The organism is Burkholderia sp. Bp8994 (genome assembly GCF_003853805.1).
Taxonomy (GTDB): Bacteria; Pseudomonadota; Gammaproteobacteria; order Burkholderiales; family Burkholderiaceae; genus Burkholderia.
In genome coordinates this window covers 206,261-223,112 of record NZ_QTQH01000005.1, presented here as the reverse complement: position 1 = coordinate 223,112, position 16,852 = coordinate 206,261, and the positions used below count along the sequence as shown (strand labels likewise).

The 16,852-nt window shown below is 63.8% G+C and carries 15 protein-coding genes, 2 tRNA genes and 2 pseudogenes; 13 read left to right on the top strand and 6 right to left on the bottom strand.

Translation table 11 applies throughout. The features are described 5' to 3' along the window. Positions 1–60 precede the first annotated feature (60 nt). The 3 genes from DIE04_RS07210 to DIE04_RS07200 all read right to left on the bottom strand — a co-directional run bounded on the left by DIE04_RS07210 (position 61) and on the right by DIE04_RS07200 (position 1,441). On the bottom strand, positions 61–321 hold the full coding sequence (locus DIE04_RS07210) for a PAAR domain-containing protein (RefSeq protein WP_124572967.1): 261 nt from the start codon (positions 319–321) through the stop codon (positions 61–63). 79 nt (positions 322–400) lie between these two features. Continuing rightward, the gene (locus DIE04_RS07205; RefSeq protein WP_124572965.1) at positions 401–976 is read right to left on the bottom strand and encodes a hypothetical protein; all 576 of its coding nucleotides are present in this window, start codon (positions 974–976) and stop codon (positions 401–403) included. A 159-nt stretch (positions 977–1,135) separates the two neighbouring features. Continuing rightward, positions 1,136–1,441, bottom strand: coding sequence for a hypothetical protein (locus DIE04_RS07200; RefSeq protein ID WP_124572963.1), 306 nt, complete (start codon positions 1,439–1,441; stop codon positions 1,136–1,138). 117 nt (positions 1,442–1,558) lie between these two features. Here DIE04_RS07200 and DIE04_RS07195 point away from each other — a divergent pair, with 117 nt between their 5' ends. The 13 genes and pseudogenes from DIE04_RS07195 to DIE04_RS30040 all read left to right on the top strand — a co-directional run. Continuing rightward, positions 1,559–4,063, top strand: a complete 2,505-nt coding sequence (locus DIE04_RS07195; RefSeq protein WP_124572961.1) for an RHS repeat-associated core domain-containing protein — start codon at positions 1,559–1,561, stop codon at positions 4,061–4,063. Positions 4,064–4,072: 9 nt separating this feature from the next. Then, entirely contained in the window at positions 4,073–4,726 is a 654-nt protein-coding gene (locus DIE04_RS07190; RefSeq protein ID WP_124572959.1) for a hypothetical protein, read from the top strand. 26 nt (positions 4,727–4,752) lie between these two features. Continuing rightward, positions 4,753–4,944, top strand: coding sequence for a hypothetical protein (locus DIE04_RS07185; protein ID WP_124572958.1), 192 nt, complete (start codon positions 4,753–4,755; stop codon positions 4,942–4,944). Between the two features lie 492 nt (positions 4,945–5,436). Further along, positions 5,437–5,586, top strand: a complete 150-nt coding sequence (locus tag DIE04_RS29945) for a PAAR domain-containing protein (protein ID WP_260426219.1) — start codon at positions 5,437–5,439, stop codon at positions 5,584–5,586. Positions 5,587–5,749: 163 nt separating this feature from the next. Continuing rightward, the gene (locus DIE04_RS07170) at positions 5,750–6,199 is read left to right on the top strand and encodes a hypothetical protein (RefSeq protein WP_124572954.1); all 450 of its coding nucleotides are present in this window, start codon (positions 5,750–5,752) and stop codon (positions 6,197–6,199) included. Positions 6,200–6,352: 153 nt separating this feature from the next. Then, positions 6,353–7,060, top strand: a pseudogene (locus DIE04_RS07165) (ABC transporter substrate-binding protein); the annotation flags it as partial. A gap of 110 nt (positions 7,061–7,170) precedes the next feature. Then, positions 7,171–7,257, top strand: a tRNA-Leu gene (locus DIE04_RS07160). A 407-nt stretch (positions 7,258–7,664) separates the two neighbouring features. Further along, positions 7,665–7,751, top strand: a tRNA-Leu gene (locus tag DIE04_RS07155). Between the two features lie 558 nt (positions 7,752–8,309). Further along, positions 8,310–9,557, top strand: a complete 1,248-nt coding sequence (locus DIE04_RS07150; RefSeq protein WP_124522267.1) for an ROK family transcriptional regulator — start codon at positions 8,310–8,312, stop codon at positions 9,555–9,557. Continuing rightward, positions 9,544–11,097, top strand: a complete 1,554-nt coding sequence (locus DIE04_RS07145; RefSeq protein ID WP_124572231.1) for a sugar ABC transporter ATP-binding protein — start codon at positions 9,544–9,546, stop codon at positions 11,095–11,097. The genes DIE04_RS07150 and DIE04_RS07145 overlap by 14 nt, the downstream gene beginning before the upstream one ends. A gap of 40 nt (positions 11,098–11,137) precedes the next feature. Continuing rightward, on the top strand, positions 11,138–12,175 hold the full coding sequence (locus DIE04_RS07140) for an ABC transporter permease subunit (protein ID WP_124489874.1): 1,038 nt from the start codon (positions 11,138–11,140) through the stop codon (positions 12,173–12,175). Between the two features lie 86 nt (positions 12,176–12,261). Next, a complete protein-coding gene (locus tag DIE04_RS07135; protein WP_124572952.1) occupies positions 12,262–13,206 on the top strand; it encodes an ABC transporter substrate-binding protein in 945 nt (314 codons plus the stop codon). Between the two features lie 165 nt (positions 13,207–13,371). After that, a pseudogene (locus DIE04_RS30040) lies at positions 13,372–13,491 on the top strand (carbohydrate kinase); the annotation flags it as partial. 47 nt (positions 13,492–13,538) lie between these two features. Here DIE04_RS30040 and DIE04_RS07125 read toward each other — a convergent pair. The 3 genes from DIE04_RS07125 to DIE04_RS07115 all read right to left on the bottom strand — a co-directional run bounded on the left by DIE04_RS07125 (position 13,539) and on the right by DIE04_RS07115 (position 16,577). After that, positions 13,539–15,257: a SulP family inorganic anion transporter gene (locus DIE04_RS07125; RefSeq protein ID WP_124522593.1), complete on the bottom strand. Its 1,719-nt coding sequence runs from the start codon at positions 15,255–15,257 to the stop codon at positions 13,539–13,541. A gap of 25 nt (positions 15,258–15,282) precedes the next feature. Continuing rightward, positions 15,283–15,909: a ParB-like protein gene (locus tag DIE04_RS07120; RefSeq protein ID WP_124488926.1), complete on the bottom strand. Its 627-nt coding sequence runs from the start codon at positions 15,907–15,909 to the stop codon at positions 15,283–15,285. A gap of 125 nt (positions 15,910–16,034) precedes the next feature. Then, a complete protein-coding gene (locus tag DIE04_RS07115) occupies positions 16,035–16,577 on the bottom strand; it encodes a GNAT family N-acetyltransferase (protein ID WP_124488925.1) in 543 nt (180 codons plus the stop codon). Positions 16,578–16,852 lie beyond the last annotated feature (275 nt).

Genomic DNA, 16,852 nt, shown 5'->3' with positions numbered 1-16,852 from the left:
CGCATCGAGGTTTTCTTGATCCCGTTCTGGACAAAGCGAGACCGAATAACAAAATACGTCTCACCCCACGCTGCCCTGCGAGCCACTGGCGATCAGGCTGGCGCCGCAGGCAGTCTTCATGTTGTGCAGCGCCACCGGCACGCCGCCAATGTCGTAGTTGGAGCTGCCCTCGGCGATGGGGAAAACGCCCTTGCACTTCGGGCAGCTCACCGGGTGCCCCAGGCCGGCAATCTTCCGGCCGTTGAGATCGGTATTGTCAAAGCCCTGCATGACCATGCCGCCGTGGTCTGTCGTGTCGCCTTCGCGAACGATGTCTTGCATAGCAACTCCCATTTGATTTGGCCGTGCCAAGGCGGCACGGCATGGACCCGCGACACTGGAAACCAAAATGCCCAGCGCCTCACTGGTAATGCTTGAACTGCTCGGCCAATTGACGCGCCGTATCGTCGTTCAGGCGCATATCTCCCGAGGCCGAGAATTTGTCGCCGTACAGCGACGCATACTCGATCTCGATAACGATGCTGTTGTCGGCGAGCAGTTTCATCATCTGTGCCTGGCACGCCAGATTTGCCAGCCCCGACACCGTGAAAAGAGGTATCTCCTCACCCGCCTTCACGACGCTGTCTTGAACAGGCCACCCCGTCCTGAAGCATCCCGTTGCGCTCAGCCCCAGATCAGCACGGAACTGCGGCCAAATGCTGGGGCCCAGGCCGGTGTATCTCCTGCCGCCCACCGTGACCGTCATGCTCTTGATGATCGCCGGGCCGAGCCCCGCGTTCGACAAGTAAATGCCGTACTTCCGGCTCGTGTCGTCGAAGTATTGCGTCGTGATCGCATACGGGCGATACAGCAACTTGTTGCTGGTATAGCTCTGGTGGGTTGCCCAAGCCGCCCATAGGCCCGCCCCGGCCGAAGCGACCGACACTGCGGCCGCAAACCCCGCCGTAAGCAGGCGGTAGAAAATTCTTGTACGCACTGGTTTCCCCCGTGGCACTGCCCCGATGCAACGCAAACGGTTCGCCGGCATTCGCCCCGCCCACCGTCGCCCACGTCGGGAGTAATGCCTGCCCCATTCGTGGGGCATCTATTCTTGAATCGTGAGTGAGTACGTTGACGCCCGCACCACCCTCCTCTTTCACCAATTATCGGTACGGTAAAGCCTCGTGTTGCAGTGGTTGCAGATGAAGATGCGACGCGGATCATCACTTCCCTTGAGGCCCCAGTTCCTGATGCTCATCGACCGGCAGACGGTGCATTGAATGCCGCGCGGTGTCCTGCACTTCGGGTACTTGTGCAGGTACTGCGCCAGCGTCAAGGTGCGTTCGGCGACCCGTCTGTCCTCAGTAAAGTGGTCGCGTATCCTTCCGTAGAGCCATCGAAGGAACAGAAAGGCCAACGCGACAAACACGAGATTGGCGACGAGTGATTTCAAAAACTCCATGGCGTTCTTCTGTCAGGTCTCCAAGAACGGGAGCAGGTTTGGCCCCGTTCTTGGTGATTCGGCCGTTGAGATCTGGTTGGGAAAACCTACCAGCGCCACGGCGATCGCTTCCTGCTCGTGCAGGTCGAACTGCGCGGCGGCGCGGGCCTGCTGCTGGGCTACGACCACCGCGTGGGCGAGCGCGTGGTGCTCTCCCATCTCGTCACCTACCAGGACGACCCGGGCCAGCCGCACACCCATCTGGGTACCCAGGTGGACGAGGCCGGCCGCATCACCGGCCTGTGGCTGCTGGGCGAGGATGCCCCCGAGCGCCGGCTGAGCCTGTACCGCTACGACGAGGCGGGCGACCTCACGCTGGCCCAGGACGAGAACGCCGCCGTCTGGACCTACGCCTACCAGCACCACCTGATCACCCGCTACACCGACCGCACCGGCCGCGGCATGAATCTCGAGTGGCAGGGCGAAGGCCCCGATGCGCGCGCCGTGCACGAGTGGGCCGACGACGGCAGCTTCGAGGTGCGCCTGGAGTGGGACGAGAACATCCGCCTCACTTACGTCACCGATGCGCATGGCCAGGAGACCTGGCACTACTACGACAGCCTCGGCTACACCTACCGCGTCATCCACCCCGACCAACGGCAGGAATGGCTGTTCCGCGACGCCGCCAAGAACGTGGTGCACCACATCCACACCGATGGCAGCGACGACCGCTACGCCTACGACGAGAACGGCAACCTGCTGGAGCACATCCGCGCCGATGGCACGGTGGTGCACTACGCGTGGGACACGAAAGACCAGCTCATCAAGATCAGCGACGCCGAGCGCGGTCTCTGGCTGCGCGACTACGACACGCGCGGCCGGCTGATTGAGGCCATCGACCCGCTGGGCAACAAGACCGAATACGCCTACAACCCGATGGGCTTGCCCATCGGCATCACCGATGCCAGCGGCAAGACCAAGCAGCTCGAGTACAACGCCAACGGCCAGCTCACGCGCTACGTGGATTGTTCCGCCAAGGCCAGTGCCTGGGCCTACGACGAGCGCGGCCAGCTCGTGCAGTTCACCGACGCGGCGGGACAGGTCACGCGCTATCGTTACGAGGCCGGCCAGCTTGCCGCCATCCGCCACCCGGACAACAGCGAAGAGCACTTCGAGCGCGACGCCGAAGGGCGCCTGCTGGCCCACGTCGACGCGCTGGGCCGGCGCACCGAATGGGACTATACCGAGGCCGGGCTGCTCGCCAGCCGGGTGGACGCGGCCGGCCAGCGCCTGCGCTACCAGTGGGACAAGCTCGGCCAGCTCACCGCGCTGCGCAACGAGAACGGCCGCGACGCGGAGTTCCACTACGATCCGATGGGCCGCCTGCTAGCGGAAACTGGCTTTGACGGCGCGACTACCCGCTACGTGTACGAGGAAACCACCGGCAAGCTGGCGCGCGCCGTCGATGGCCAGCGCATCACGCACTACGAAGACGAGCGCCTGCAGGCCGACTACAGCTACGACGCCCTCGGCCGGCGCCTGACGAAACACAGCAAGGCCCACTACGAGGAGCGAAGGGAAGCCGGCCCGCACTGGAACCGCGCCGAGCGCGTCAAGCGCGTCAAGCGCAACCGCGAGCTGCAATGCGGCTTCACGCTGTACGGGTGGGACGGCGACACGCTGGCGTGGGAGAGCAATATCGCCGACGAGGATGGCTTCGGCGCGCGCACCACGCACTATGTGTACGAGCCGGGCAGTTTCGTGCCGGTGGCGCAGGCGGTGCGGCAGGATGCTATCGAACTGCTCGACCAGCCGGAGTACGGCGATTACTACCGGCAGGATGAAGACCCGCTGTGGCTACCGCCACCGCCAGCGCCGGCCATCGACAGCCTGGCCTGGTACCAGTGCGACCACCTGGGCACGCCGCAGGAGTTGACGGACGAGCACAGCGAGATTGCGTGGGCTGCCGAGTATCGTGCCTGGGGTGTCGCGCAGGAGGCGATCCGCAAGGCATCGGGCAAGGCATCCGTCGCCAACCCCATCCGCTTTCAGGGACAGTACCATGACCACGAAACCGGGCTGCACTACAACCGGTATCGGTACTACGATCCGGAGGTGGGGCGGTTTGTTGGCAGGGATCCGATTGGGTATGCGGGTGGGATTAACGTTTACGAGTTTGGTCCGAATCCGAATGAGTATCTAGACCCGTTGGGATTGACTGCTGCGAAGCTCAAGACGAATCTTGAGCGCGCTGGTCGACCTGTGCTCCCTGGCCAGACTCCGCACCACATTGTTCAGGAAAACTGTCGGAAAGGAATGCCCAACAGCCATGTTCAGAAATCTCGTGAGATTCTTGAACGCAGTGACATCGGTATTGACTCCGCTTCAAACGGGGCAGTTTTATGGGGGGCGAGTAACACTCAAGTGGCAGCACCAGGCCACCCCGGACGGGCAGGCGCTGCAAGCAATGGCAACTATCATGCTGGTCGACATGTTCACAGTGCACTTAACGATAAACTGATTTATCAAGTGCTTAAAGGCGTTGAAAAGCGTGGAGGAAACGTAGAGAACGCACTGAAGGATTTAGGTCGACGCCTAGAGTCAGGATCTTGGAAGGCGACGTTTGATTGCTGTTGTGATTAGGATAAAGAGATGCTTTTGCAAGAGTCATTAATTAAAAATCAGCTTGGAGCTCTTCATTGTGAATTTGAGGGGCAGCCAAAACTGGATTGGTATGACGAGTATTTGAGGGTGGCCTCCACCATTGATGAATGGAGATTTTCGACCGGTGACTATTTCTCGCCTGCCCCTTACGAAGCTGAGCGAGGAGGGTTTCCTTCTCCAAAGCTTGTTAAGAGGAAATACAAAGACGTCGATGAAGCTCGATGGCTAGGTAAATATTGCGCCGGCTTTCTGGGGGGGCAGCACTTGGTTACTGTAATGCCTGGTGAGCCAAGCATTCAAGCGCTCGACGCTGATTTCTTTAATATGACCGAGGAAGGGGGAGTCACCATTCTGAGCATTTCGTGCAAGAGCATGCACCGGCTGGAAAGGCGCAGTTCCAGAGTGATCGGTATGCGTCGATTTATCAATTTAGGAAAAGATTCTAAGCTGTACATGGGCGTTGGAGAGGGAGGCGCGTGCTTTGCGTTTCTCTACGAATATTTGTCTGATCGCCCAGTAGCTGCACGTGGGGCTTCGAATCGGACTGGTTCTGAAGCTCGTTGGGAGTTTCACTATGATGATGCTGGAGAATTAAATAAAATCACATCAGGCCCGAGCGTGATGTGGGAAAAGAACAGGTAGCGATGACGCGTTAGAGGGAGTTGGTTATGAAGGCATGGAATGGCGTCGAGAAAGATGCGAAGCCGATCCTTGATTATGTGAAGAGGCCAATTTTCTTTGATGGGCCATATAAAAAAGGTGTCGCTACTGGTAAAAAAGTTATTTTTGATGCTTTGCGGCGGTCGAGTACTCTACTGCTGATTCTGGAGATAAATTTCCGGATTGGCAGGCAATTTTAGAGTCTATTACTCCTGCTTGGCCAGATATGCCGCGCAGCATCGAAAATAAAATTATGGAGGTGCTCGATCAAAGGCATGGGAAAAATTACTCTGGAGTAAATGAATCTCCATTGATTAATAATATGGAGGGTGATGTTTCAAGATTACTTCACTGCTACGCCTACGGAGAGGTTCATCCGTTGTGGAGGCAGATTGAACGGATTTACCTTGATGGTGGTATTCCGTGTGGTTGGGAAGGAAGCTATCCCGATGGTGAAGTGGTAGTTTTCTCAAATCATCCCATTCCTTGACAAGAACGGAGTCGGGTTCACTTCCGCATGGAGAGCGGTAAGCCGATGCCGTGCTGATTGGCTCAGCACGGCCAAATCAAGTGGGAGTGGATATGCAAGACATCGTTCGCGAAGGCGACATGACCTATCACGGCGGCATGGTCATGCAGGGCTTTACCGACACCGACCTCAACGGCCGGAAGATCGCCGGCCTGGGGCCCTGGTGAGCTGCCCGAAGTGCAGGGGCGTTTTCCCCATCGCCGAGGGCAGCCCCAACTACGACATTGGCGGCGTGCCGGTGGCGCTGCACAACATGAAGACCGCCTGCGGCGCCAGCCTGATCGCCAGTGGCTCGCAGGGCAGTGTGGGTTGATTTTGTATTTCGTATTCCTGATCAAACTGGAGTTAAGTGTTGATGCGCTTAAAAAGGTAACCTCGGGGGCTGAGTCAGCTGTTTTCGGTCCGACCGGTGAATATAAGCCCGCATGCTCGTCATGCGCCCCTGTACTTGATACGTTAGGGATAAAGCACAAAAAATGAGAGAAGATGCGATTCAGTTGGACTTGCTTGAAGATCAGGTGGATCTAGATGATGTCTCGTTTGGAAAGTCTGTCGATTATTTTTCTAGGTTTCTCCAAAATGTTGCGAGTGAGCTCCATGAGAGAAAGGTATTTGATGGCGACTTCTTGAAATGGGCGAATGAGACGCTTGAGTTTCCTTTGCGTTTTCAAGCCAAGAAGTGTTCTAGTGCGGAGCTTCTTCGGAAGAGAGTTGAGACTTGGCAGTTGCACGACGCTGAGGTGGCGGGTCAGAAGAAGAGCTTTCTGCGGGCGGTTGTTTGCTGCCTGTATGAAGAAAAGCCTGAGGAGGGAGATGAGTATGAAGTGCCTGACATGCTGGAGTTGTTTTTCTCGGTGCTCTTAGACATTGAGCCAACACTTTGTCAGAGATTCAGAGTGTTTTTCGAAGCGGAACTACGGGAATGAATCGAACGAGAATGAGGTCGGATTGATGCCCGCAGGGAGAGCGGTGAGTCGGTGCTGTGTTGGCGAAGAGTGGCCAAATCACGTAGGAGTGGATATGCAAGACATCGTCTACGAAGGCGATATGACTGACCACAGCGGCGCGGTCATGCACGGCTTCCCGTCTTCGCACAGGCCGCGCATGCGCGCTTCGTATACGTCGCGCAGGAAGCGCCGTCACCGAAAGCGCAGGCCATCATCGTCAAGCGCGACAGCGCGCTGCGCACGCTCGCCGATCTCAAGGGCAAGCGCATCGCCGTCACGAAAGCAGCCGGCAGCCACTACCTGCTGCTTGCCGCACTCGCACGCGCAAAGCTCACCCCCGCCGACGCCGCAATCCACTACCTGACGCCGGCCGACGGCCGCGCGGCGTTCGAGCGCGGCAGCGTCGATGCATGGATCACGTGGGATCCGTATGTCGCATCGGTCGACGCGAGTCCCGACGTGCGGATTCTGGCCGACGGCGACGGGCTTGCGTCGTACCAACGCTATTACCTGGCGTCGAGCAGCTTTGCCGCCGCGCGCCCCGACGTCATCCAGATCGTGTTCGACCAGTTGTCGCAAGCCGGCACCTGGCTGCGCGAACATCAGCAGGAGGCCGCCAATACCCTCGCCCCGATCTGGGGACTCGACGCGAAGACGATCGAGCGCGCGAACGCACGACGCAGCTATCTCGTGCGCACCGTGGCCACGCAGAACTTCGGTGAGCAGCAGAAGATCGCCGATACGTTCCTCGCGGCCGGTTTGCTGCCCGCCCGCGTCGACACGGGTGAAGCGCTGCGCTGGAATTTCGCGGCAAAGCGTGCTGAGCCGATCGGCGCCTGATGCCCGGAACCTGCAACGCGCGATAATTTTGATCGCCATCGAAAAATTGTGTTGACAGATGCTCCAGACACGCTAGAATAGCGGTCTTCGCATCGCAGCAAGCGAAACGTGCCCAGGTGGCGGAATTGGTAGACGCACTAGGTTCAGGTCCTAGCGGTGGCAACATCGTGGAGGTTCGAGTCCTCTCCTGGGCACCACTTATTTAAAAAAGGTCGGCTTCTGCCGGCCTTTTTCTTTTTCAGGCCCAGGAAGCAAAGCGCCTGCGCGCTTTGCGCGAGGACTCGAAAGGCTGCGCTTGCAAGCGCAGCCGGGGTCGCGCTCGTGTGACCGAGTCCTCTCCTGGGCACCATCTGTTTTCTAAAAAGGTCGGCTTTCAGCCGGCCTTTTTTTATTTCCGGCGCCGAATCGATACGCTCGCCGTGGCACGATGGTCGCACCTGACCATCACGACGCATCGACGAACACTCCGATCGTTTCCGCGCACGCTCCCCTCTCGCATCGCAAGCAGGCCGGCAAATTATTTTCGTTCGTAACCTCAAATTCTGTTGACAGATCCTTCAGACGCGCTAGAATAGCGGTCTTCGCATCGCAGCAAGCGAAACGTGCCCAGGTGGCGGAATTGGTAGACGCACTAGGTTCAGGTCCTAGCGGTGGCAACATCGTGGAGGTTCGAGTCCTCTCCTGGGCACCACTTATTTAAAAAAGGTCGGCTTCTGCCGGCCTTTTTCTTTTTCAGGCCCAGGAAGCAAAGCGCCTGCGCGCTTTGCGCGAGGACTCGAAAGGCTGCGCTTGCAAGCGCAGCCGGGGTCGCGCTCGTGTGACGGAGTCCTCTCCTGGGCACCATCTGTTTTCTAAAAAGGTCGGCTTTCAGCCGGCCTTTTTTTATTTCCGGCGCCGAATCGATACCAGGTTCACGCCGCGCCCCATACCGTCCCGGTGACGCGCATGACGCGCCATCTTTCCTTCGCCACCTGCGCATCAGGACAAATCGCCCCGGCCTGCGCGGCGAGTCAGTCCGGCCGGCGGTCCGTCGAGCGTGCGCGCCGGCCGCGATCCATCGCGCGAATTCGACATCGCCGGCCCCGCTGCACGACGCGGCGGCCGCCCGCCCCGGCAACCCGGGCCCCGCCTTCATCCCGGAACAAAACCGGGATTTCCCTAGGCTGACATGCTACCGCTCACGCGGTTAAATAAATCAACATGATTTATTTAATGCGTCGACGTTCGACGCAACATGGAAGGAGACGCCATGCGAAGCCCGCACTTCGGCCAGGGCAGCAATTCGGCCAACGTGCGCCGTTACAACGAGCGCCTGCTGCTGAAGACGCTGCGCCGCGTGGGCAGCGCGTCGAAGGCCGACCTCGCGCGTCTCGCGAACATGACGAGCGCGGCTGTCGGCGGCATCATCGCGTCGCTCGCCGACGCGAAGCTGATCGAATCCGCCGGCCGCACCGAGGGCCAGCGCGGCCAGCCGGCGTCGCTGATCCGCCTCGATCCGCGCGGCGCGTTCGGCATCGGCGTCCACCTCGACCGGATGCGCATCGAGACGGCGCTCGTCAATTTCGCGGGCGACGTGCTCGGCCGCCGCTCCCACGACTGCCTGCTCCCCCCGCCCGCCGACGTGCTCGACATCGTGCGGCGCGACATCGATGCGATGCAGGACCTGCTCCCCACGCATGAGCGCGCGCGCCTGACGGGCGTCGGCGTCGCCCAGCCGTACAACCTCGGCGCGTGGATGCGCGAACTCGGCCTCGCACCCGACACGTTCCGCGCGTGGGAAGACGTCGACTTCGCGAGCGACCTCGGGCGCACGCTGTCGCTGCCCGTGTTCGGCGAAAACGACGGCAACGCGGCCGCGATCGCCGAACTGTTCTACGGGTACGGCCGGCAGTGCGACGATTTCGTGTACCTGTTCATCGGTCCCGCGATCGGCGGCGGCATCGCGATCGACGGCGACTGCCTGCGCGGCGTGACCGGCAATGCCGGCGACATCGCCGTGATTCCGGTTCCGCCGAGCCGGCTGGCGTCCGCGCCGCCGCCCCGCGGCCCGTGGGACATCCTGCTCGCCCGCGCATCGCTGCACGCGCTCGTGCGTCATCTGCGCCATTGCGGCGAGACGGTCGAGAACCGCGCCGATCTCGAGGCCTGCATCGCGCGTGGCCTGCCGGCGGTCGACGAATGGATCGACGACTGTGTCGACGCGCTCGCGCCGGCATTGCGTGCGGTGCTGTGCGTCGTCGATGCGCCGGTGGTCGTACTCGACGCCGATACCGACGCCGGCCTGCTCGATGCGGTGACGACCCGCCTGCGCGCGGCGCTCGTCGCCACCGCGCCGGAAGCGCGCGGCACGCCGACGCTCGTGCGCGGCTCGTTCGGCGCCGACGCCGGTGCGATCGGTGCCGCGACGCTGCCGATGTTCTTCAACTTCTCTCCACGGGCCGGCATCCTCAAGGGCGCCCGCACCGAATCGCAGGAGGTCAACCATGTCGCGTTCTGAGTCCCCCCGGCCGCTGCTCGAGATGCGCGGCATCAGCAAGACCTTCCCGGCCGTGCGCGCGCTCGACAACGTCAGCCTGACCGTCTATCCGGGCGAGATCCATTCGCTGATGGGCGAGAACGGCGCGGGCAAGTCGACGCTGATGAAGATCCTGTCGGGTGCGTACCGCGCCGACGCCGGCGGCGAGATCCTGATCGACGGCGCGCGCATCGACGTCGACGGCCCGCTCGCCGCGCGCGATGCCGGCGTCGCCGTGATCTACCAGGAGCTGTGCCTCGCGCCCAACCTCACCGTCGCGGAAAACATCTACGTCGGCCGCGAACTGCGCCGCGGCAACCGCCGCTGGGGCACCATCGACCGCGCGGCGATGGCGCGCGGCTGCCAGGACGTGCTCGCGCGCCTCGGTGCGCCGTTCGGCCCCGACACGCTGGTCGGCACGCTGTCGATCGCCGAGCAGCAGCTCGTCGAGATCGCGCGCGCCGTGCATACCCGCGCACGCATCCTCGTGATGGACGAACCGACGACGCCGCTGTCGTCGCGCGAGACCGAGCACCTGTTCGGCCTGATCCGCCAGCTGCGCGAGGAAGGTCTCGCGATCATCTACATCAGCCACCGGATGGCCGAAATCTACGAGCTGTCCGACCGCGTGTCGGTGCTGCGCGACGGCTCGTACGTCGGCACGCTCGAGCGCGCGTCGCTGTCGGCCGAGCGGCTCGTCGCGATGATGGTCGGCCGCGACATCTCCGGCTTCTACAAGAAGGAACACGCGCCGTACGATCCCGGCCACCTGCTGCTGTCGGTGCGCGACATCGCCGACGGCGAGCGCGTGCGCGGCTGCAGCCTCGACCTGCATGCGGGCGAGGTGCTCGGCATCGCCGGGCTCGTCGGCGCGGGCCGCACCGAGCTCGCGCGGCTGATCTTCGGCGCGGAGCCGCGCACGCGCGGCGACGTGAAGCTGGGCGAGCGCACGTTCGGCGCGCATTCGCCGCGCGACGCGATCGACGCGGGCCTCGTCTACCTGACGGAAGACCGCAAGCGCCAGGGCCTGTTCCTCGACATGAGCGTGCGCGACAACATCAACATCTCCGTGTGCAACCGCGATGCGCGGCTCGGTGCGCTCGATCTCGCGCGCGGCGCCACGCGCGCGCGCGACGCGATCGCCTCGCTGTCGATCCGCGTGCCGAACGCGAACGTCAACGTCGGCGCGCTGTCGGGCGGCAACCAGCAGAAAGTGCTGCTGTCGCGCCTGCTCGAGACGAAGCCGCGCGTGCTGATCCTCGACGAGCCGACGCGCGGCGTCGACATCGGCGCGAAATCCGAGATCTACCGGATCATCAACGAACTGGCCCGCGCCGGCGTCGGCGTGATCGTGATCTCGAGCGAGCTGCCGGAGATCATCGGCGTCGCCGACCGCGTGCTCGTGATGCGCGAAGGCGAGATCGCCGGCGAACTCGGCGGCCACACGCACACGCCCATCACGCAGGAAGCGATCATCGCGCTCGCCACCGGCTCGCAGGCCGAGCTCGCCGACGCGCACTGACCACGGCCCCTTCATCTCCTTCTTCCTTCAAGGTACCGACATGATCAACCCGACCAAGCAGCGGAACCTCGCGTCCGCGACGGCCCATCCGGTCGCCAACCGTACGCCGCTGATGCGCGGCGCCGATCATCGCGCGCGCATGCAGTCGCTGATGCGCACCGCCGGCATGCTGCCGGTGCTGCTGGTCCTCTGCATCGGCTTCGGCTTCATGACCGACGGCTTCTTCACGCTGCAGAACCTGTCGATCGTCACGCAGCAGGCGTCGATCAACATCGTGCTCGCCGCCGGCATGACCTTCGTGATCCTGACGGGCGGCATCGACCTGTCGGTCGGCTCGGTGCTCGCCGCGTCGGCCGTCGCCGCGCTCATCGCGTCGACCATCCCCGGCTGGGGCTGGCTCGGCGTGCCGATCGCGCTCGCGGTCGGCCTCGTGTTCGGCGCGATCAACGGCGGCCTGATCTCGTTCCTGCGCCTGCCGCCGTTCATCGTCACGCTCGGCGCGATGACGGCCGTGCGCGGCATCGCCCGCCTGATCGGCAACGACACGACCGTCTTCAACCCGCAACTGCCGTTCGCGTTCATCGGCAACGGCACGATCCTCGGCGTGCCGTGGCTCGTCGTGATCGCCTGCGCGGTGATCGCGCTGTCGTGGTTCATCCTGCGCCGCACGGTGCTCGGCATGCGGATCTATTCGGTGGGCGGCAACCCGGAAGCCGCGCGGCTGTCGGGCATCAACGTGCGCGCGATCCAGCTGTTCGTGTATGCGGCGTCGGGCCTGCTCGCCGGCCTCGGCGCGGTGATGTCGGCCGCGCGGCTCTATGCGGCCAATGGCCTGCAGCTCGGCCAGTCGTACGAGCTCGATGCGATCGCCGCGGTGATCCTCGGCGGCACGAGCTTCGTCGGCGGCGTCGGCTCGATCGTCGGCACGCTGATCGGCGCGCTGATCATCGCGGTGCTGACCAACGGCCTCGTGCTGCTCGGCGTGTCCGACATCTGGCAATACATCATCAAGGGGCTCGTGATCATCGGCGCGGTCGCGCTCGACCGCTATCGCCAGCGCGACTCGGCCCGCACCTGATTCGTATTCCTCACCACTCGACCATCGGGGCGCAGGCAGGTCCTCCTGCACCCATCCGCCAACGGACCTTCCGGAGACACAACGACATGTTCAAGCAAAAAGCCGCCCTGACCGCCGTCGCCTGCGCGCTCGCCTTCGGCGCCGCCGCCGCCCATGCAGCCGACAAGCCGCTGAAATCGATCGGCGTCACGGTCGGCTCGCTCGGCAACCCGTACTTCGTCACGATCGTGAAAGGCGCCGAGGCGCGCGCCAGGCAGCTCAACCCGAACGCGAAGGTCACCGCGGTCTCGGCCGACTACGACCTGAATAAGCAGTTCACGCAGATCGACAACTTCATCTCCGCGCACGTCGACATGATCCTGCTGAACGCGACCGATCCGAAGGCGATCGAGCCGGCGGTGAAGAAGGCGCAGGCGGCGGGCATCACGGTCGTCGCGGTGGACGTCGCGGCCGCCGGCGCGAACGCGACCGTGCAGACCAACAACGTGAAGGCCGGCGAGCTCGCGTGCGACTACCTCGCGAAGAAACTCAACGGCAAGGGCAACGTGATCATCGAGAACGGCCCGCAGGTGTCGGCCGTGATCGATCGCGTGAACGGCTGCAAGACCGTGCTCGCGAAGAACCCGGGCATCAAGCTGCTGTCGAGCGACCAGGACGGCAAAGGCTCGCGCGAAGGCGGGATGAACACGATGCAGGGCTACCTGACGCGCTTTCCGAAGCTCGACGGCGTGTTCACGATCAACGACCCGCAGGCGATCGGCAGCGATCTCGCGGCGAAGCAGCTGAACCGCCCGAACATCGTGATCACGTCGGTCGACGGCGCGCCCGACATCGAAGTCGCGCTGAAGTCGAACACGCTCGTGCAGGCATCGTCGAGCCAGGACCCGTGGGCGATGGCGCAGCAGGCCGTAAACGTCGGCTACGGGATCATGAACGGCCAGAAGCCGGCCAACCCGATGATCCTGATCGAGCCGACGCTCGTCACGCGTGACAACGTGAAGGCTTACAAAGGCTGGAGCAGCCCGCGCTGATCGCGCGACGCGACCCGCGATTCCTGGCGGTGCCGGTCGGTGTCGGGCGCGGACACCGGCCCTGCCCGTCCGTTTACCAACCGCCGTACCGCCGCGCGACACGCCGCGGCACATCGTCTCGACACAACGACGACATTCCCCCGCCGGGCCGTATTCGGCGAAGCACTGACCGACTTCATCCGCGATGACGCGCGGCATTGGCGCAGCGTCGCCGGCGGTTCATGCTGGAACGTGGCGCGCGGCTCGGCGTGCCGATCGCCCTCGCCGGCACGGTCAGCCGCGCTAACTTGGCGGCACGTGAAAACGCCAGACGGAGCATGCGCGCCGCCCGGTCACGCACCACGCTTCGCGCCGTTACCGCGTGCCTGCAGCAGTTGCAGGCTCTCGTCGACACTCAGTTCGGACATCGCATCGTCGCGCAGCGTATCGTCGGTCGCACGGCGCAGCGCATGCAACGCGTGCTCCTTGAGCCGCACGATCGCGAACTGTAGCCCGCGTGCCGCGCATTCGGCGGCGAACGTGCGCAACGACTCGATCGTCGTGCCGTCGACGTCCGGCGTTTCCTCGAGACTCAGCATCACGGTATGCGTGTCGGGCGCGGCCTTCATCAGCGCGCGCACGCGATTGAGCATCCGGTCGGCGTTCGCGAAGAACAGCTGCGCCTCGGGCCGCACGATCAGCACACCGGGGACCGGCTTCGCATCAGCGTGATTCGCGACGTCGACGAAGTCGTGCCCGTCGCGCAGCCGGCCGAGTACGCTCACGTTCGGCTCCGACAACTTGCGCAGCGTCAGCAGCAGGTTCACGCCGATGGCCGCGAGCAGCCCGTGCAGCACGCCGAGCACGAGCACCGCGAGCAGCGCGGCGATCACGACGAGCCGGTCGCGATGCCAGACCCAATACGGCCGGAACACCGACGGATGCAGCGAATGGCTGACCGCGAAGATCACGATCGCAGCGAGCACGGGCTCCGGCGTGCGCGCGAGTTGCGGCAGCAGCAGCCACACGATCAGCGCGACCACGCCGGCCGCCCACAAGCCCGCGAAACGCGACTGCGCGCCTGCCGCCTCGTTCGCGGACGTCGCCGAATAGCCCGCGCCGACCGGCATTCCGTGCAGCAGCCCCGACACGAGGTTCGCGCAGCCGATCGCGACCAGGTCGCGGTTCGCCGACACGCTGTCGCCGTGCTTCAGCGCGAAGTTGCGAATCGAACCGTACGACTCCGCATACAGGATCAGCATCAGCGCGAACGCGAGCTCGACCGTCTGCATCCATGCGTTCCGGTCGAGATGCGGCAGCCCGAATTCGAGATGCCGGAAATCGATGTGTCCGACGATCGCGATCCCGTAGTGCTGCCAGTCGAACACATAGCCGGCCGCGATCGACAGCACGATCACGACGAGCGTCGCGGGCACGCGCGAGCGCCGCCCGAGCACGAACAGCAGTGCGAGCGCGGTCGCGCCGAGCGCGACGCTCGCGAGGTTTGCATGCGGTGCGCCGGTGAGGAGGTCGAGTGCGACGCGCGGCGCATCGCTGTGCTGCACGGAGATCGCGAGAATCTTCGGCAGCTGCTTGATGACGATCGTCAGCGCCAGGCCGAACGTGAAACCGCGCAGGACCGGTCGCGCGACGAAATCCGACATGCCCCCGAGCCGCGCGACGCCCGCCAGGATGAACAGCACGCCGGTCATCGCGACGAGCGCGGCCGCGAGCGCGAGCTGCGCGGCAAGCGCCATCCCCGACTCGGCCAGCACGGTCGCGGCGAGCACGGCCGCCGACGACGACGTCGACGACACGATCGCAAAGCGACTGCTGCCGGTCAGCGCATAGACGACGAGCCCCGACAGCAGCGCGATCAGACCGGCCTGCGGCGGCAGGTTGGCGAGACCCGCGTATGCGACCGCCTCGGGAATCAGCAACCCGGCGATCGACAGGCCAGCCAGCGCATCGAGGCCGATGCGCTGCGTGGGTGGCGGCGGCGCCGCATCGAGTGCAGCAAAATGCTCGGGATGCTGCAAGCCGGCATCCGGACGGGTCGGGGCAGTCGTCATGAGGCGGTAGGCGCCGGGGTGCGGGTCAGGGTTTGACGGCGATGACACCCGACCAGCCGGGCAGATAGCGCGCGTCCTGCTCGTGTGCGCGGCGCAGCGAGATGTCGAGCGCCTTCGCGAAGTTCTTGCGGATCTGATCGAGCGTCACGTGCTGGCGCAGGTAGTCGGCCCACAGGAATTCGCTGAACGGCGTCGCATCCTTCGCGTAGCCGCCGGCCGTGCGCAGCTCGCCCGCGAGGCTTCGATACGGATCGTCCTCGAGCCCCGTCAGCGCCTTCGGCAGTTGTGCGTAGTCGCGACGCGAGCCGTCCACGCCGAACGGATGCACCCACTGGTTGTGTTCCATCATCCGCCAGAAGATCGTGTCGTCGAGCCAGGACAGATCCTTCAGCAGCATCGCATTCACGCGCGCCTCCCCTTCCTCGATCAGCGCCAGGCCGAGATGGTGATGGTCGGTGATGTAGTGCACCCCGCCGGGGCCGAGGACGGCCGGAAACCAGTGCGACTCGATCGCCGCCTTGCGGGCACGCTTGTCGAGCGTCTTCCAGTGCTTGCGCTTCGCTTTCACTTCGCGATAGCCGACCGTCATTTGCGTCGGACGCAGCGCGTCAAGGCGGACGGGAATGAGATGAACGTCGTTGCCGAGTGCCATGGTCGTACCCCATGTTGCGAATTTCCGGCAACGATACTCCTGATCGTGCGAGCCGTTAATACGTCGCGACCTCGATACGCGTGCGCTTGACCATCTCTGACAACCGGTCGCGCCCGCACGCGACGCTATGCACGCAGGTCGTCGCGCTCGAGACGATGGCGAACGTAAGGAATGCCGTCGTGAACGACGCTCACGCGCCGCATCCCGAGCTTGCGCGCGACGTTCAGCGAACCCGAGTTCGCCTCCGCGATATCGGCGATCACGCGCGGCAGCCGCACGGTGTCGAACGCGTGTCGCACGACGGCCGCGGCGGCCTCGCACGCGATGCCGCGCCCCCACGCCACGCGCACGAGCCGCCAGCCGATCTCGACGTCGCGCGCGCCGCCCGCATAGTCGGGAATCAGCAGGATCCAGCCGATGAACGCGTCGGGCGCGGCCTTCTCGAAGATCGACCAGTAACCGAGGCCCGGCGGATAGGCGCGTGTGATCCGGTGCGTGACGAAGCGGCGATGTTCGTCGGGGTCGTGCCACGGCCCCGCGATGTAGCGCGTGACCTCCGGATCGCGATCCATCGCGATGCTCGCGTCGAGGTCGGCCAGCACGCGCGGGCGCAGCCACAGTCGCGCGGTCTCCAGGGCGGGCAGCGCGGCAACGGACGGTTCGGTCATCGGGGCTCCTGATTCGGTGGCGATGCGCATCGCGTGCATTACGTATCTGATACAAAAAACCTTCCGGAATGATACAGACGACTGTCGCTCGTCACGCACACGCTCATTTCCGTTTTCTCAACAGTTCATTTCGTAGGGATTATTCCCGATGCGCGGTTATCGCGCCCCGCATCGCACGGCGCCGCGGCCTACACTCGATCCATGCCCCCGCGCCGCGCGCCGGCCGGGCCGGCATCCGCCGGCAGAGTGTGCGCACAAGCCAACGAGGAGACCTC

Coding starts and splice junctions, on each gene's coding strand:
- DIE04_RS07210 (WP_124572967.1), bottom strand. CDS start 321: ATGCAAGACATCGTTCGCGAAGGCGACACGACAGACCACGGCGGCATG.
- DIE04_RS07145 (WP_124572231.1), top strand. CDS start 9,544: ATGTCGCGTTCTGAGTCCCCCCGGCCGCTGCTCGAGATGCGCGGCATC.
- DIE04_RS07115 (WP_124488925.1), bottom strand. CDS start 16,577: ATGACCGAACCGTCCGTTGCCGCGCTGCCCGCCCTGGAGACCGCGCGA.
- DIE04_RS07170 (WP_124572954.1), top strand. CDS start 5,750: ATGAGAGAAGATGCGATTCAGTTGGACTTGCTTGAAGATCAGGTGGAT.
- DIE04_RS07140 (WP_124489874.1), top strand. CDS start 11,138: ATGATCAACCCGACCAAGCAGCGGAACCTCGCGTCCGCGACGGCCCAT.
- DIE04_RS07125 (WP_124522593.1), bottom strand. CDS start 15,257: ATGACGACTGCCCCGACCCGTCCGGATGCCGGCTTGCAGCATCCCGAG.
- DIE04_RS07185 (WP_124572958.1), top strand. CDS start 4,753: ATGAAGGCATGGAATGGCGTCGAGAAAGATGCGAAGCCGATCCTTGAT.
- DIE04_RS07150 (WP_124522267.1), top strand. CDS start 8,310: ATGCGAAGCCCGCACTTCGGCCAGGGCAGCAATTCGGCCAACGTGCGC.
- DIE04_RS07190 (WP_124572959.1), top strand. CDS start 4,073: ATGCTTTTGCAAGAGTCATTAATTAAAAATCAGCTTGGAGCTCTTCAT.
- DIE04_RS07200 (WP_124572963.1), bottom strand. CDS start 1,441: ATGGAGTTTTTGAAATCACTCGTCGCCAATCTCGTGTTTGTCGCGTTG.
- DIE04_RS07120 (WP_124488926.1), bottom strand. CDS start 15,909: ATGGCACTCGGCAACGACGTTCATCTCATTCCCGTCCGCCTTGACGCG.
- DIE04_RS07135 (WP_124572952.1), top strand. CDS start 12,262: ATGTTCAAGCAAAAAGCCGCCCTGACCGCCGTCGCCTGCGCGCTCGCC.